The following is a 15,692-nucleotide window of genomic DNA, read 5'->3' on the forward strand; positions in this document are numbered from 1 at the left end:
TAAGCGATTAGAAATTGTAGCGTGCGCCTAAAGCCAAGCCTGTCGCCTTGCGGCCCTGGTCGGCGCTCTTGCCGAAGTGTTCCACTTCCGCCGTCAGCGAGACTTTCTCGTTGATCGCGTACTGGGCACCGACGGAAGCGTACACGCCCGTCTTGTCATTGCCGCTGATGCCGGTCGACAGGCCCGTGCCGCTCAAGCTGTTCTTGACCTTGGCCACGCCGAGCTTGCCGAACACGCCGACTTTGTCGCTCACGGGCATGGTGGCCTTGCCGGCCAGGTAGTAGCCGTGCGAATCGCTTTTCACGGAACCGTTGCCGGCGCCGGTGACATAGCTGTAATCCTTGCTGCCGAAATCGGCGTAGCCGCCCTCGACCGCCCAGGTTTTATCGAAATCGTAACCGGCGAAGATCTTCGCGCCGGCCTTGTAGCCGCTGTGATTATCGGCGCTGGTGGCGCCAGGAATATCAAAATTGTAGCGGTTGCCCGTGACACCGGCGCCCACATAGGCGCCTTCGGCGTGCGCGGCGCTCATGCCGGTCAGTGCAGTAACGGAAGCGATCATTGCAAACAGGATTTTCTTCTTCATCATGTTCTCTCTCTTAATTAGTGAATGGTGCCTGGATTCGCAGTTCAGCGAAGTGCGATGAGTACACAATAGCAGCCGAAAAAAGCTACGTCTTTCTCCATTGCGTAAGAACTGTGACAAGATGTAAGCGGAGATTGCAAACTGACAATAACCGTAAAATGCGCACCGTTGAACGAACTTAAGCTAGACTTAAGTACATTAACGATTTTCAGTCCGAAGGAGCAGTGCATGCACAAACGCCAGTTTCTCGCCGCCGCCATGGCGGCGGCCACCCTGCCGGCCATCGGCCGGGCGGCGCCCGCCGGCCTGCGGGGCCCTGCCCTGCTGACCGTCACGGGCAGCGTCGACAAGCCGAACCGGGGCCCGTTCGACGCCGTGCGCGACCAGATGATGCACAAGCAGAAAATCAGTTTTGAGCGGGCGCGGGCATTCGACTTTGCGGCGCTGACGAACTTGCCGGCACACACGATTCGCCCCACCCTGGAATACGACGGCAAGGCGCATGCGCTGCGCGGTCCGCTGCTGGTCGATGTCTTGAAGGCGGCGGGCGCCCCCGAGGAAGGCGAGGTCCGCCTGCTGCTGCGCGCCGTGGATGGCTATGCGGCGGCGCTGACCATGGCGCAGGCGCGCGCACAGCGTTTTATTGTCGCCACCCACCTCGATGGGCAACCGATGGCGCTGGGCGGCCTGGGGCCGCTATGGGCGATCCACGACGCGGACCGCATCGCGGCCGTGGCGGCCCTACCCCTGGCCGAGCGCTTCGCCAGCTGCCCGTGGGCGCTGTATCACATCGGCGTGGAGGCGGGTTGAGCTGACTTGCGACGCCAGACAAACCGTAGCGAGCGGCGGTGATTTGTGGCCGAGAAGCGCAGCCGTGCTTGAGCACGGGGGCGCCGAGCCGGTGAGCATCGCCGGCCGCAAAGCGCGACGCGCAGCAGGTTTTGACAAGCGTTTAGGCGTAGGCTTCGGCCATCGACATGACACGTGGCGCGATGGTAATGCCGTGCTCTTCGAACAGGGCAGTGATGGCCGCCAGGTTGTGCGTGCACTCCTCGGTTTTCCAGCCCTTGAAGATATCCGTGCCATCCTTCTGGAAATGCAGGTCCAGCACCTTGCCCGAATCCTTGTGCAGGTAGGGCGAACTATAGGTGTTCTCGAAACCGAGCGCCTTCAATTGCTCCAGCAAGGCCAGCGGCGGATGGTCGGGATCGGTGGCAAGAAAAATGCCGAAGGTCTTGCCTGGCGGCTTGGCGGCGATGTCGACCTCGTAGATGCCGGGGGCCTTGCTAACGGACGTACTCTTTAAAAATAACATGCAACACTCCCTGCGCGGAATGTCCCGCGCCTGAAACGGGCGGCAAGACAGGGGCGATGCGCAATGATTCCCCTCATCAAATCTTATTGCTAATTTGCATCTTTGTCGACAAATCGGCACTTTTATTTGGTAAGTCGTGGTTATCTTGTCGCGTTCGCCAGCATAAATTGTCAATAAAACCAGTTATCATTGCGCCAATATCCGCCCTGCTGCATACTTTTAGCTTGCCTCACCATGGCCTTCCCGCCTGCCACTACCTCGTCTCCATGCGTCTTCTGTCGATCAAATACCGCCTGCTCATCCTCCTGACCCTGATCCTGGGGGCGGGCTTCATGGCCACCAGCCTGGCCAGCTACCTGGCTTCGCGCCAGGCCATCGAGCACGGCATCGCAGACCAGACCCTGCCGCTGACGGGCGACAATATTTACTCGGAAATCCAGAAGGACATGCTGCGCCCCGTCTTCATCTCCTCGCTGATGGCGCACGACACCTTCGTGCGCGACTGGATACTGGCCGGCGAAAACAAGCCGGAACAGATCGTGCGCTACCTGGCCGAAGTCAAGAAAAAGTACGGCGCCATCACCAGCTTTCTCGTCTCGGACAAGAGCAGCAAATATTATTACGCGGAAGGCACCTTGAAATCCGTCAGTCCGGAGGCGACGCGCGACATCTGGTACTACCGCGTGCGCGCCATGGACAAGACCGACTATGAAACGAATGTCGACGTGGACATGGCCAACCGCGACAGCATGACCATCTTCATCAACCACCGCGTGGTCGATTACGATGGCCAGTTCATCGGCGCCACCGGCATCGGCCTGACCCTGGCCACCATGAGCCACATCATCGACCGCTACCAGGCGCGCTTCCACCGCAACATCTATTTTGTCGATGCCGCCGGCTCCCTGGTGCTGGCAGGCAAGAGCGTGCGCAACGGGCACGGCAACATCCGCAGCCTGCCCGGCGTGAACGCCATTGCCGAGCAGATCATCAACCACCGCAGCGAGCCGACGCATTTGTCGTACCAGCTGGGCCGCGCGCAAATCCTCGTCAACTCGCGTTTCATTCCCGAACTGGGCTGGTACCTGGTGGTCGAGCAAAACGTCAGCGACGAAGTCCAGTCGCTGCAGCGCGTGTTCATCTTCAACCTGGCCATCAGCTTTGGCGTCACCCTGCTGGTACTGCTGCTGACCCTGCTGACGGTGAACCGCTACCAGCGCCGCATCGAGCGCATCGCCTCGACGGATGCGCTGACCGGGCTATTGAACCGCCAATCGCTGGAATTGCTGTTCCAGCGCGCGATGTTATTGTCCAAACGCAATGAGCAGCCGATGTCGGCCATCCTCTTCGACATCGATTTCTTCAAGCGCGTCAACGATACCCACGGCCACCTGTGGGGCGACAAGGTCATCCGTGGCGTGGCGGACGTGGCGCGCGCCACCGTGCGCGAAAGCGATGTCATCACGCGCTGGGGCGGCGAGGAATACCTGGTGCTGCTGAATGACTGCAGCCTGGCCAAAGCGGCGGAAGTGGCGGAAAGCCTGCGCGCCGCCATCGAACGCCACGATTTCGGCCTGCCCGAACCGCGCGTCCCCGTGACGATCAGCCTGGGCGTGACCGAGTACCGGCCGGAGGAAAGCGAATCGGCCTTCTTTTCACGCGCCGACAGCGCCTTGTACCAGGCCAAGGAGCAGGGCCGCAACCGCCTGCGCGCCGCTTAAAGCGCGGACTTGCGCCGGGCCAGATCCTGCGTGGGCGCCACCAGCGCCCGGTACAACTCGCCCGTGGCCGCATCCCAGCTTTGCACGGCCAGCTGCTGGCGTTGCACGGTGGCCGAATCGCCGCGCGCGATGGGGCCGGACAGCGCGGGCGCGGCGCCCAGGCGAAACACGTTCGCCACCGCTTCCGTCACCAGCGGCTGCGCCAGTTCGCGCGCCACCGGTTCGGGAATGCCGGCCGCCTGGTAGGCGCGCAAGGCCGCGTCGAGCACCGTCACCAGGTAATTGCTGGCGAAGACGGCAGCGGCGTGATACAGGGTCTTGGCGGCCGGATCGATGGGCACGGGGCGCGCGCCAATGGCGATCAAGGCCGGCGTGAGGAAAACCAGCGCCAGCGGGTCGCCTTCGACGCCGCAAAACGTGCCGTCGAAGGTGGCGGCCACCTGCTGCGGGTCGGCAAAGCTGCGGATCGGGTGGGCGCTGGCGACAAAGGCACCGGCCTGCGTGGCCGCCAGCAGCACGTTCGAGGCCAGCGCACCGCTGCAGTGAAACACGATGGCGCCCGCCTGGCGTCCCTCGGCCACCAGCGCCGCGCAGGCCGGGCCGATCTGGTCGTCCGACACGGCCAGCATGGTGACGTCGGCGTGGCGCAAGGCCGCATAACTGTCGACGGGGGTGCCGGCGCCGATGAAGTCCACGGCCGTCTGCGCCGACGCCATCGAGCGCGTCAGCACGTCCTGCACCGCAATCCCGTCCACGCCGGCGAACAGACGGCCCAGCACCTTGCCCACGTGGCCGGCGCCGATGATATTCAATGTCACGTTCATGATGATTGTCTAAAAGCTCGATCCCGGCTGGCGCAAAAATTCCACTTCTTCCGGGGTCGAGGGGCGACCGAGGATGGCGTTGCGGTGCGGGAAGCGGCCGAAGCGGGCGATCACTTCCTGGTGGCGCTCGGCGTAGTCGAGCATGCTGTCAAAACCGGGCTGCGCCTGCGACAAGCGCTGGAACAGCTCGACGGCGCGCGCCTGCATGGCCAGGTCTTCCGCGTGTTCGAACGGTAAATACACGAAGGCGCGCAGCATCGGCGGCAGTTGCTGGTCCAGCCCCTGCTGCGTCATGGCGACGGCCAGCGCCAGCGCCCAGGCGTCGCCGGCAAAGGCGCGCGGCGTGCCGCGGTACACATTGCGCGTGAACTGATCGAGCACGATGAGGCGCGCCAGCGCGCCATGCGGCGTCGCATCCCATTCGCCCAAGCCGCCGGCTATGGCGGCATCGGTCAGCGCGCCGAAACGCGCGCGTATCAGCAAATCGAAACCGTCATCCTTGCGGAACCATTCCATGCGCGCCTGGCCGTGGCCGGGGTGATCCGGCGGCAGGAACCAGAAATCGAGTACTTTTTGAGCCTGGGGGTCCATGTCCATCCTTTTCAGTTGCGTGCATGCGACAGCTGGAAGCCGGCGATGCCGTCGAAGGCGGCCAGTTCGGCCGACATGGCCGACAGGCTGGCGCCCGTGTTCTTGCCATGCGCGATGGCGACAAAGCGCCATTCCTGCATGCCGTCCGTGCTGCCGATGGTCAGCGAGCCGCCCGCGATGTCGTAGCCGCGCTTGGCGGCCATGCGCCGCAGCGCATCCTCGCGCGGAATGAAGCCTTGCTTGAAGCGCATGGTGATGGCCACCGCATGGCGCGACGGCAGCCAGTTCTCCAATTTTGACAGAAAAATCATCGCCATCGCGCACAGAAAGGCCAGGCCCATGGCCGACAGATAAAAGCCGATGCCCACCATGATGCCGATCACGGACGAAGCCCAGATCGAGGCGGCCGTCGTCAGGCCGCTGATATTGAAGCCCTCGCGCATGATGACGCCGGCGCCCAGAAAACCCACGCCCGTGACGATGCCCTGGATGACGCGCGTGGGATCGCTGCCGACGATGGCGCCATGGCCGCCGTACCAGAACTCGGGATAGCCGCCCAGCACGGTCAGCGCGGCCGAGGCCATGCACACGAGGCTGTAGGTACGCATGCCGGCCGCGCGCCCGTGATACGAACGCTCATACCCCACCAGCAAGCCCAGCAGCAGCGCGCCCAGCAGGTTCAGCAGGATCACGCCATTCGTCGCCAGCTCGGCCGGCGACCAGTAGGCGCGCAGGAAGTCGATGGTCGGCATTTAATCCTGGGGTTTTTTGGTCAGCTGCTTTTCAAACGCCACGTCGAGCTTGCTGACGCGGCGCGCCTTTTGCGGTCCCAGGCCATTGACGAAGGCGACGAAGGCGTCGAGTTCCAGCGGCGGGCACAGGGGCGGCAAGCCGGGGCCTTCCGTGAGGAAGAACAGTTCATCGCCCGTGCGCGCCATCGTGTAGAGGCGGTTGCCGGTGCGTTCCTTGAGCCGCTCGATGGCGGACGTGGCGCGGGTCGAGCGCATCAGATGGCTCCCGTGCGCTGTTCCAGCCACGCCAGCGCAGGCGCATCGGCCGGCGCCGCCAGGTGCGGCGCCAGGCGCGCGCGCACGGTGGCGTGATAGTCGTTGAGCCAGGCCGCCTCGTCGTCGCGCAACAGCGAGCGTTCCACACAGCGCGTGTCGATCGGGCACAGGGTCAATGTCTCGAAGCGCAGGAATTCGCCGAAGGGCGTCGTCCCTGCGGGAATGTTGAGCACCAGGTTCTCGATGCGGATGCCCCACTGGCCCGGTCGGTAGATCCCCGGCTCGATGGAGGTGATCATGCCCGGTTCCATCGCCGTCTGCGGCTCCGGCATGGCGGACTGCGAAATCGATTGCGGCCCTTCGTGCACGTTCAGGAAGAAACCCACGCCATGGCCCGTGCCGTGGCCAAAGTCGATGCCTTCGGCCCACAGGGGCGCGCGGGCAATCGAGTCGAGCATGGGCGACTTCACGCCGCGCGGGAACTGCGCGCGCGACAGGGCGATCATGCTGCGCAAGACGAGGGTGAAATCGCGCCGGTGTTCTGCCGTGATCGTGCCGACGGGGACCACGCGCGTGATGTCCGTGGTACCGCCCCAATACTGGCCGCCCGAGTCGATCAGCAGCAGGCCGTCGCCTTCGATGGTGGCCTCGCTGCCCGCATGGGCGTGGTAATGCATGATGGCGCCATGCGCATTGAAGCCGGCGATGGTGCCGAAACTGGGGCTGACAAAACCGGCGCGGCGGGCGCGGGCGGCCGTCAGGTGTTCGTCGACACCGATTTCCGTCAACGGCGCGCGTTGCGGGTCGGCCAGGGTGGCGTCCAACCAGCTGAAAAATTCGCACAGGGCGGCGCCGTCCTGCTCCATGGCGGCGCGCACGTGCGCCGCTTCAGCGTCCGTCTTGCGCGACTTGGCCAGGGTGGTCGGGTTGATCGACTCGACCACGCGCACGCCGTCGGCCACGGCCTGGCGCGTGCCGAACGTGATGCGGCGCGGATCGAGCAGCAGGGTGGCGCCGGCCGGCAGGGCGGCCAGCGCGGCGGCCGCGCGGTCATACGCGGCCACGTCCACGCCTTCGCTCTCCAGCGTGGCGCGCAGGGCGGCGGGCAGCTTGCCGTCGGCGACGAACAGGGTGGCGCGCTCGGGGCCCACCAGCGCATGGGCGAGGAAGACGGGGTTGTAGTTGACGTCGGCGCCGCGCAGGTTGAACAAATACGCGATATCGTCGAGGGTGGAAATGACGTGGTGGCTGGCGCCGTGCGCCGCCATGCCGGCACGCAGGGCTGCCAGTTTTTCCATGCGCGACAGCGTTGGATACGCGGCCGCATGCTCGTACACCGGCGCGGCGGGCATGGCCGGGCGCTGCGGCCACACGGCTTGCAGCACATCGGTATCCGTGCGCAGAGTCACTTGCGCGCCCAGCGCCTGCTGCAGCAGGCGCGCATTGGCCAGGCCCAGCACGGCGCCGTCGACGGCCACCGTCTGCCCCGGCCGCATGGTCTCGCCCAGCCAGTCGATATACAGCACGCTGGCGCCGGACGGGATTTTCTTCAGGACGATGCCGCTGCCGGCCAGTTCGTCTTCCGCCTGCTCCCAGTAGCGGCCATCGGTCCACACGCCGGCGAAATCCTGCGTCACGACCAAGGTGCCGACGGAACCCGTAAAACCCGACAGCCACTCGCGGCCCTGCCAGCGGGCCGGCAGGTACTCGGACAAATGCGGGTCGGCCGACGGCACGATCAGGGCATCGATGTGCTGCGCGCGCATGGCGCCGCGCAGCTGCGACAAACGGGAGGCGGGAGTGGATTGGTCTGGTGTCTGCATGGGAGCGAAAATGGAGCGGTGCTGGGAAGCGTCTATGATACCGCGATTAGCAGCCGGGCTGCACTCGCTGCAACGCCAGCAGCGCCCCGGCGGCGGCGGCGATTTTTTCCAGCAGCGCCTCGTCGTAGGGCAGCCACGGCACGGCGCCCAGCTTGTTCCCCTGCGCTACCGCCTCGATCACCGCCTCGGCGCCATCCTTCGTGACCCTGCCGGTGGTCAGGTGGATCGCATGCCGGCCCACCATCAGGTGGCGCGCTTCGAGCGTCATCCGGCCCTCCTCGATCTGGTCCGCGAATACCTGTTCCAGCACGGCGCGCCGCATGCCCGCCATCGGCCCCGGTGCCAGGTTGGCCAGGTAAAACAGGCGCTGTTCGCGCTCCACGCTTTGCTCTTCCTCCACCAGCGCCAAGGCGCTGGCGCTGACCAGCAGGTCCACCGCGCGGCACGCTTCCGAATACGCCACCGGCGCCATCGGCATCATCTGCGCGGGCGCCAGCCCGTTTGACGTGCAGGCACCGCCCGCCCCCGGATACACGCGTCCCTCGATGCGCAGCGACACGCGCCAGGCACCGAACTGGCGCGACAGGCCTTCATCGTGGTCCAGGCGCCAGCCTTCGCGGCGCGCCAGTCCCAGCAAGGTGGGCAGCGACAGCTGGTAGCCGGAAAATGGGGCGCCGCCGTCGCCGGGCGGTGCATATATTTCGCGATAAACCTGGCGCAGCGGCTGGCGCAGGCGCCGCCGCGCGAGCAGCGCTTGCCAGGCGGCGCGCTCTTCCCCGCTGCCATGCAAGGGGTGCCACAGGCCGATCTCGCCTTGCTCCGGCACATCCACCGGCTGCCCCTGCGCGTCGATGGCGCCCTTCCCGTCGAGCATGAAGGCCAGCCCATCGCCCGTGCGCCAGACCAGCGCGCGCGCCACCGCGTCGATATCGGCATCGTCGCGCAGGCCACGCCATTGGTCCAGGCCAAACCACACCTCGCTGGCGTAGCCCGCTTCCAGGCGGCGCGCCAGCATGGTCTGGCGCCGCTTGCCCATGGGACCCGGCATGCCGATCCTCCAGGCGATATCGGGCCGTTCGGCCAGCGCCCGTTCGGCCGGTTTCAGATTGCGTTCCAGTTTCTTGCGGATGCCCGCATGGCGCACCTGGGCCAGCGCCGCGCGCAGGGCCTGCAGGCTTTCGGGCGTGGGAATGGTTTCCACCGCATGGCCCAGCGCCATCGCCAACGACTGCGACGGCGCGCTCTTGGCCGCGCCGGGCGCCACGCATGCCAACGGCAGCAGGATGGTGATCACGGGCCCGAACCAGGCGTCATCGCGATAGGACGCCACCCGCGCGGCGCGCGCCAGCACCGGAGAATCTGCCGTGGCAAAGGCGGCATCGGCAGCATACGGCACGCTGCCGTCATGGATGGCGGCGATATGGCGCGCCGCCTGCTCCAGTATCGTGCGCGCAAAATCGACATACACCGCATCGTCGGCCAGCACGTCGGCGGGATCGGCCTCGCCGATGCTGTCGCGGTTCCAGTGGCCGCTGTAGCGCGAGCCGGCCAGCGCCAGCAGCGACGTTTTCGCCAGCTGCGGCAGCACGGTGAGTTCCTGCAAGGTCAAGGGCATCGGGTAGCGCGCATGGCGCTCCTCCATCATCTGCCCGAACCGGGTTAGGGCGTCGCCGCCGGCCAGCTGCGCCAGCAGCCAGGCGGCAAAATGCTGTTCGCCCCAATGCTTCGGTTCATCGAGGATGCGCAGCGCCAGCTGCGCGCTGCCTTCCGGTGGCGCGCCGCGCAGGCAAGCCAGGCAGCCGATTGCGTAGTCCCAGTCGTGCACGCGGGCCGCGTCCAGCGCATCGAGGAACATCTCGCCTGCCAGCGCCGGTGCCAGGTTCATGCTGCTCGCTTGCGCCAATAGCGCCAGCGCCAGTTCGCGCCGAGCATAATCGTCATGGCCGAAGCCCGCGGCGCGGTGCAGCGCACCCCAGACGGCGCCCAGTTCTTCGGGCGTCCAGTCGCTGAAATCGACCGGCGGCCCCGCGAAACGCGCATGCTCGACGGCAGCGCCCTCGAGGCGTGCACGCAGCGCTGCGGCACGGCTGGAGATCTCAGTCTCCATCATCGGCCTCGTAGCGGCGCAAGCCTTCCAGGTCCAGCACGCGGATGCCGCCGTAATCGAGGCGCAATAAACCCTTTTTTTCCAGCACCTGCAAGGCCTGGTTGGCGCGCTGGCGCGAGGAACCGGACAGCAGGCCGATTTCTTCCTGCGACAGCTGCACCAGGGTGTCCACGCTCGGGTACAGGTGCGAGTGGAACATCGAGGCCAGGCAGCGTGCCACGCGCGTGTTCAGGTCGAGCAGGCGCTCGTTTTCCATCATGCCGATGAACTGGCCCAGGCGCTCGTTGAGCTGCATCAGCAGGAAGCGCGTGAATGGCAGGCTCGTTTCCAGCAGCCAGTGGAAGGTGGTGGCGGGCAGGCGCGCCACGCGCGTATCGCGCACGGCGATGGTGTCGTATTTGCGCATCTCGCGCTTGAGCAGCGAACCTTCCCCAAACCAGCTGCCCGGTGACAAGCCCGTAAACGTCATGGCCTTGCCGGAAGCGGAAAAATTATTCATCTTGACCATGCCGCTGATGACGCCGATCCAGTTGTCCACCGGCTCGCCCTTGCGGCAGACAAAGCCGCCTTTCGGCACGAAAGTCTCGAACACATCGGCCTCGACCCGGGCCATTTGCACAGGGTCGAGCAGCTGCGCCCAGTGGGCCGCGCGCACGGCATCCTTGAGGCTGATATCAGGATTGATCATTGTGCGATGCACCATCGAAAAGTGGGTAAATGTCCCCGAAAAGACAACTTGGCAAACTAACGCAGGCTACTATCATTGCACAAACGCCTTACACATAAAAAACACAGAGCGCCATCCAACGAGGTGGGGCCTGAGACAAGCAACAGGGAGACACTGGTGCAAACGAATACCACAGCAGCAATGCCGACTTTTCCGCGGCGCTTATTGCAACACGGGACAGTACGATCCGACAAGCCCGCATTTCGCGAAAAACACCTGGGCATCTGGCAAACCTGGACCTGGTCCGAGGTGAACGAGGAAGTGCGCGCGCTGGCCTGCGGCCTGGCCGCCATCGGCTTCCAGCGCGGCATGAACCTGGCCATCATCGGCGACAACCGTCCCCGCCTGTACTGGGCCATGCTGGCCGCGCAAAGCCTGGGCGGCGTGCCCGTGCCACTCTACCAGGACGCGCCGGCCGCCGACATGGCCTACGTGCTGCAGGATGCGGAAATCCGCTACGCCATCGTCGAAGACCAGGAGCAGGTCGACAAGCTGCTCGAACTCAAGGCCCTGTATCCGCACGTCGCCCACATCGCCTATGACGATGAACGCGGCATGCGCCATTACCGCCAGCCGGAGCTGACGTCCTTTGCCGCCCTGCAGACGCTGGGCCGCGCCTACGACCGCGAACACCCGGGCTTTTTCGACGCCGCCGTGGCAGCGGGCCAGGGCAGCGACTCGGCCGTGATCCTCTACACCTCGGGCACCACGGGCAAACCGAAGGGCGTGTGCCAGAGCCATACGGCGCTGCTGGCAGCCGGCGAAGGCGGCGTCGCCTTCGACCAGCTCACCGACAATGAAGACATCCTGTCCTACCTGCCCATGGCGTGGGTCGGCGACTGCCTGTTCTCGCTGGCGCAGGCCATGGTGGCCGGCTTTACCGTCAACTGCCCGGAGTCGGGCGACACGGTGATGATCGACATGCGCGAAATCGGTCCCACCTGCTACTTTGCGCCGCCGCGCGTGTTCGAGAACATGCTCACCAGCGTGATGATACGCATGGAAGACGCGAGCAGCATCAAGCGCCGCATGTTCAGCCATTTCATGGACGTGGCCAAGCGCTGCGGCGCGCAGATCTTGGACGGCAAACCAGTCTCACTGGCGGACCGCCTCAGCTACAAGCTGGGCGAGCTGCTCGTCTACGGCCCCCTGAAAAACGTGCTGGGACTGTCGCGCGTGCGCGTCGCCTACACGGCCGGCGCCGCCATCGGCCCCGACCTGTTCCGCTTCTACCGCTCCATCGGCGTCAACCTCAAGCAGCTGTACGGCTCGACCGAAACCTGCGCCTACGTCTGTCTGCAACCGGACGGCAATATCAAGTTCGACAGCGTGGGCTTGCCCGCGCCGGGCGTGGAAGTCAAGCTGGCGGCCAATGGCGAAGTGCTGGTCAAGTCGCCCGCCACCATGAGCGGCTACTTCAAGCGTCCCGACGCCACGGCCGAAGTGATCGACAACGACGGCTACTTCCATACGGGCGACGCGGGCGTGTTCGACAGCGAAGGCCATTTGAAAATCATCGACCGCGCGGCCGACGTGGGCAAGATGAATTGCGGCGCCATGTTCGCGCCCAACTACATCGAAAACAAGCTCAAGTTCTTCCCCTTCATCAAGGAAGTGGTGGCCTTCGGCCACGCGCGCGACCAGGTCTGCGCCTTCATCAATATCGACATCGAGGCGGTGGGCAACTGGTCCGAGCGGCGCGGCATCGCCTATTCCGGCTACACGGACCTGGCGGCGCGCGCCGAGACCTATGGCCTGATCCGCGACTGCATCGAGCAAGTCAACGCGGAACTGGCGGCCGACCCGCTGATGGACCGCACGCAGGTGCACCGCTTCCTCGTGCTGCACAAGGAACTCGACCCCGATGACGACGAGCTGACGCGCACGCGCAAGGTGCGCCGCAAATTCATCGCCGAAAAATACTCGGTGCTCATTTCCGCCCTGTACGAGGGCAAGGCAACGCAATACATCGAGACCCAGGTGAAATTCGAGGATGGCCGCACCGGTTCCACTAGCGCCAACCTGCAGATCTGGGACAGCAAAACGTACCGGCCCCAGGGCCTGGCCGCATGATGGAGCACAGCACGATGCAAATGAACGAACCCGACGCCCATTTCGGCACGGCCCGCAAGACGGGTCCCGTGATCCTCGACCTGAAGAACATCTCGCTGTCGTTCGGCGGCGTGAAAGCGCTGACCGACATCTCGTTCGACGTGAAGCAGCATGAAATCCGCGCCATCATCGGTCCGAACGGCGCGGGCAAAAGCTCGATGCTGAACGTGATCAATGGCGTGTACCGCCCGCAGCAGGGCGAGATCATCTACCGCGGCGAGCACCGGCGCGGCATGGATTGCTACGCGGCCGCCAAGTCCGGCATCGCGCGCACCTTCCAGAACATCGCCCTGTTCAAGGGCATGACGGTGCTGGACAACATCATGACGGGGCGCAACCTCAAAATGAAGTCGAATTTCCTGCTGCAGGCCCTGTACTGGGGACCGGCGCGGCGCGAGGAAATCGAGCACCGCAAGAAGGCCGAGGAGATCATCGACTTCCTGGAAATCCAGGCCATCCGCAAGACGCCCGTGGGACGCCTGCCCTACGGCCTGCAAAAGCGCGTGGAACTGGGCCGCGCCCTCGTGGCCGAACCGGAGATTTTGCTGCTCGATGAACCGATGGCCGGCATGAACGTGGAAGAAAAGCAGGACATGTGCCGCTTCATCCTCGACGTCAACGACCAGCTGGGTACGACCATCGTGCTGATCGAGCACGACATGGGCGTGGTGATGGATATCTCCGACCGCGTGGTGGTGCTCGACTACGGCAAGAAGATCGGCGACGGCACGCCCGACGAGGTGCGCAGCAACCAGGATGTCATCAACGCGTATTTGGGTGTCGCGCACTAGCTCCAGACAAGGAATAGCAATGAATATCAATTTTTTCTTTGAAGTGCTGATCGGCGGCCTGCTGTCGGGCGTCATGTACGCGCTGGTGGCGATCGGCTTCGTTCTGATCTACAAGGCCTCGGGCGTGTTCAACTTCGCGCAGGGCGCGATGGTGTTCTTCGCCGCCCTCACCTGCGTCGGCATCATGGACAAGTTCGGCCTGTCCTTGTGGCTGGCCATCCCGCTGACGATGCTCACCATGATCGTGCTGGGCATGGCGATTGAAAGGGTGGTCTTGCGGCCGCTCGTCAACCAGCCGGAAATCACGCTCTTCATGGCCACCATCGGCCTGACTTTTTTCATCGAAGGCCTGGCGCAGCTGATGTGGGGCTCGCAGGTGCACAAGCTGGACCTGCCCATCGAAGACGTGCCGATGCCCTTCCTGATGGACCATTTCAACATCATCGTTTCGCAGTTCGACGTGGTGGCGGCCGGCATCTGCGCGCTGCTGGTGATTTGCCTGGCCCTGCTGTTCTCGAAAACCAAGGTGGGCCGCGCCCTGCGCGCCGTCGCCGACGACCACCAGGCGGCGCTGGCCGTGGGCATTCCGCTGCAGCGCATCTGGGCCGTGGTGTGGGGCGTGGCGGGCCTGGTGGCGATGGTGGCCGGCTTGCTGTGGGGCGCACGCAACGGAGTGCAGTTCGCCCTCACCTTCATCGCCCTGAAAGCGCTGCCCGTGCTGATCCTCGGCGGCTTTACCTCGGTGCCCGGTGCCATCGTCGGCGGCCTGATCATCGGCGCGTCGGAAAAGCTGGCCGAAGTCTACCTCGGCCCCATGGTGGGCGGCGGCATCGAAGGCTGGTTCCCGTATGTGCTGGCCCTGCTGTTCCTGCTCGTGCGCCCGGAAGGCCTGTTCGGCGAGAAGATCATCCGTCGAATATAAGGCCCCAAGAGCATCGTAGGTCGGATTAGCCGAAGGCGTAATCCGACAAACACCCCAACAGTGAGCAAAGGACACGCCATGATTTACCGTGAAGCAGGACAATTCAAGACCAGCTACCAGGCTGACAACCAGATTTTCCCGATCCGGCAAGACCGCCTGGCGCTGACGGCCACGCTGCTCGTCGCCGTCTTCCTCCTGCCGTATTTCGCCTCGCCCTACATGCTGTCGGCGATCCTGATCCCGTTCCTGATCTTCGCCCTGGCGGCGCTGGGCCTGAACATCCTGACCGGTTACGCGGGCCAGCTGTCGCTGGGCACGGCCGCCTTCATGGCCGTGGGCGCGTTTGCCTCGTATAACTTCATGGCGCGCCTGCCCGGCCTGCCGCTGCTGGTGTCGTTCATCCTGGGCGGCCTGTGCGCGGCCATGGTGGGCATCGCCTTCGGCCTGCCCTCCCTGCGCATCCGCGGCTTTTACCTGGCCGCCTCCACCCTGGCGACGCAGTTCTTCGTCGTCTGGTGCCTGACCAAGATCCCGTACCTGACCAACTACAGTTCCTCGGGCGTGATCACGGTGCAGAAGATGACCATCCTCGGCTACCAGTTCGACACGCCGCAAAGCAAATACCTGCTGGTGCTGGCGATCGTCGCCGGCATGGCGCTGCTGGCCAAGAACATGATCCGCTCGAACGTGGGCCGCTCGTGGATGGCCGTGCGCGACATGGACATGGCGGCCGAAGTCATCGGTTTCAGATTGATGCGCACCAAGCTGCTGGCGTTTGCCGTCAGCTCGTTCTATTGCGGCGTGGCCGGCGCCCTGTATGCGTACGCCTACCTGGGCACGGTGGAGCCGGAAGCGTACAACCTGGACCTGTCCTTCCGCATCCTGTTCATGATCATCATCGGCGGCGTCGGCTCGATTCTCGGCTCCTTCCTGGGCGCGGCCTTCATCGTGCTGCTGCCCGTCTTCCTGAATACCATCGCGCATGGCCTGGCGTTGCCAACCAGCGTGGCCTCGAACCTGGAACTGATGGTGTTCGGCGCGCTGATCATCTTCTTCCTGATCGTCGAGCCGCACGGCCTGGCCAGGCTGTGGCAGATCGCCAAGGAAAAGTTGCGACTCTGGCCCTTCCCCCATTAAGTTTTTGCAGTCGATGTCGGTTCACTTGA

Annotated in this window: 15 protein-coding genes; 6 read left to right on the forward strand and 9 right to left on the reverse strand. The window is 64.7% G+C overall.

The window, feature by feature from the left end:
- Positions 1-7 precede the first annotated feature (7 nt).
- On the reverse strand, positions 8-589 hold the full coding sequence (locus OX462_RS27410; RefSeq protein ID WP_070218982.1) for a porin family protein: 582 nt from the start codon (positions 587-589) through the stop codon (positions 8-10).
- Positions 590-814: 225 nt separating this feature from the next.
- On the opposite strand from OX462_RS27410, the gene OX462_RS27415 reads away from it, so the two are divergent.
- The gene (locus OX462_RS27415; RefSeq protein WP_070218981.1) at positions 815-1,396 is read left to right on the forward strand and encodes a putative pterin-binding protein; all 582 of its coding nucleotides are present in this window, start codon (positions 815-817) and stop codon (positions 1,394-1,396) included.
- Positions 1,397-1,538: 142 nt separating this feature from the next.
- Here the strand turns inward: OX462_RS27415 and OX462_RS27420 are convergent, their stop codons facing one another.
- Entirely contained in the window at positions 1,539-1,901 is a 363-nt protein-coding gene (locus tag OX462_RS27420) for a hypothetical protein (RefSeq protein WP_070218980.1), read from the reverse strand.
- A 224-nt stretch (positions 1,902-2,125) separates the two neighbouring features.
- Between OX462_RS27420 and OX462_RS27425 the strand changes: the two genes are divergently transcribed.
- Entirely contained in the window at positions 2,126-3,622 is a 1,497-nt protein-coding gene (locus OX462_RS27425; RefSeq protein WP_409027457.1) for a sensor domain-containing diguanylate cyclase, read from the forward strand.
- On the opposite strand, the gene OX462_RS27430 is transcribed toward OX462_RS27425, so the two are convergent.
- From OX462_RS27430 to OX462_RS27460, 7 genes are read right to left on the reverse strand one after another with little or no spacing between them, the layout of a single operon-like run.
- The gene (locus OX462_RS27430; protein ID WP_070289392.1) at positions 3,619-4,446 is read right to left on the reverse strand and encodes a Rossmann-like and DUF2520 domain-containing protein; all 828 of its coding nucleotides are present in this window, start codon (positions 4,444-4,446) and stop codon (positions 3,619-3,621) included. The two genes, OX462_RS27425 and OX462_RS27430, sit on opposite strands and share 4 nt — an antisense overlap.
- A gap of 9 nt (positions 4,447-4,455) precedes the next feature.
- Entirely contained in the window at positions 4,456-5,043 is a 588-nt protein-coding gene (locus OX462_RS27435; RefSeq protein WP_409027458.1) for a DUF924 family protein, read from the reverse strand.
- A 5-nt stretch (positions 5,044-5,048) separates the two neighbouring features.
- Positions 5,049-5,789: an MgtC/SapB family protein gene (locus tag OX462_RS27440; RefSeq protein ID WP_070313099.1), complete on the reverse strand. Its 741-nt coding sequence runs from the start codon at positions 5,787-5,789 to the stop codon at positions 5,049-5,051.
- On the reverse strand, positions 5,790-6,044 hold the full coding sequence (locus OX462_RS27445; protein WP_046681889.1) for a hypothetical protein: 255 nt from the start codon (positions 6,042-6,044) through the stop codon (positions 5,790-5,792).
- On the reverse strand, positions 6,044-7,867 hold the full coding sequence (locus OX462_RS27450; RefSeq protein ID WP_070218975.1) for an aminopeptidase P family protein: 1,824 nt from the start codon (positions 7,865-7,867) through the stop codon (positions 6,044-6,046). The genes OX462_RS27445 and OX462_RS27450 overlap by 1 nt, the downstream gene beginning before the upstream one ends.
- Positions 7,868-7,913: 46 nt before the next feature.
- Positions 7,914-9,977: a DUF4132 domain-containing protein gene (locus OX462_RS27455; RefSeq protein WP_409027459.1), complete on the reverse strand. Its 2,064-nt coding sequence runs from the start codon at positions 9,975-9,977 to the stop codon at positions 7,914-7,916.
- Positions 9,964-10,662: a Crp/Fnr family transcriptional regulator gene (locus OX462_RS27460; protein ID WP_070289386.1), complete on the reverse strand. Its 699-nt coding sequence runs from the start codon at positions 10,660-10,662 to the stop codon at positions 9,964-9,966. The genes OX462_RS27455 and OX462_RS27460 overlap by 14 nt, the downstream gene beginning before the upstream one ends.
- 180 nt (positions 10,663-10,842) lie before the next feature.
- Here OX462_RS27460 and OX462_RS27465 point away from each other — a divergent pair, with 180 nt between their 5' ends.
- From OX462_RS27465 to OX462_RS27480, 4 genes are all read left to right on the forward strand, one after another.
- Positions 10,843-12,774, forward strand: a complete 1,932-nt coding sequence (locus tag OX462_RS27465) for an AMP-binding protein (RefSeq protein WP_409027460.1) — start codon at positions 10,843-10,845, stop codon at positions 12,772-12,774.
- Between the two features lie 14 nt (positions 12,775-12,788).
- The gene (locus tag OX462_RS27470; protein WP_029496076.1) at positions 12,789-13,604 is read left to right on the forward strand and encodes an ABC transporter ATP-binding protein; all 816 of its coding nucleotides are present in this window, start codon (positions 12,789-12,791) and stop codon (positions 13,602-13,604) included.
- Between the two features lie 25 nt (positions 13,605-13,629).
- Positions 13,630-14,526, forward strand: coding sequence for a branched-chain amino acid ABC transporter permease (locus tag OX462_RS27475; protein WP_175444778.1), 897 nt, complete (start codon positions 13,630-13,632; stop codon positions 14,524-14,526).
- A 78-nt stretch (positions 14,527-14,604) separates the two neighbouring features.
- Positions 14,605-15,663 (forward strand): branched-chain amino acid ABC transporter permease, encoded by a 1,059-nt coding sequence (locus OX462_RS27480; protein WP_034752817.1) that lies wholly within the window; start codon positions 14,605-14,607, stop codon positions 15,661-15,663.
- Positions 15,664-15,692 lie beyond the last annotated feature (29 nt).

Origin of the sequence: Janthinobacterium aestuarii (genome assembly GCF_046113285.1) — a bacterium.
In the GTDB taxonomy this organism is placed as follows: domain Bacteria; phylum Pseudomonadota; class Gammaproteobacteria; order Burkholderiales; family Burkholderiaceae_D; genus Janthinobacterium.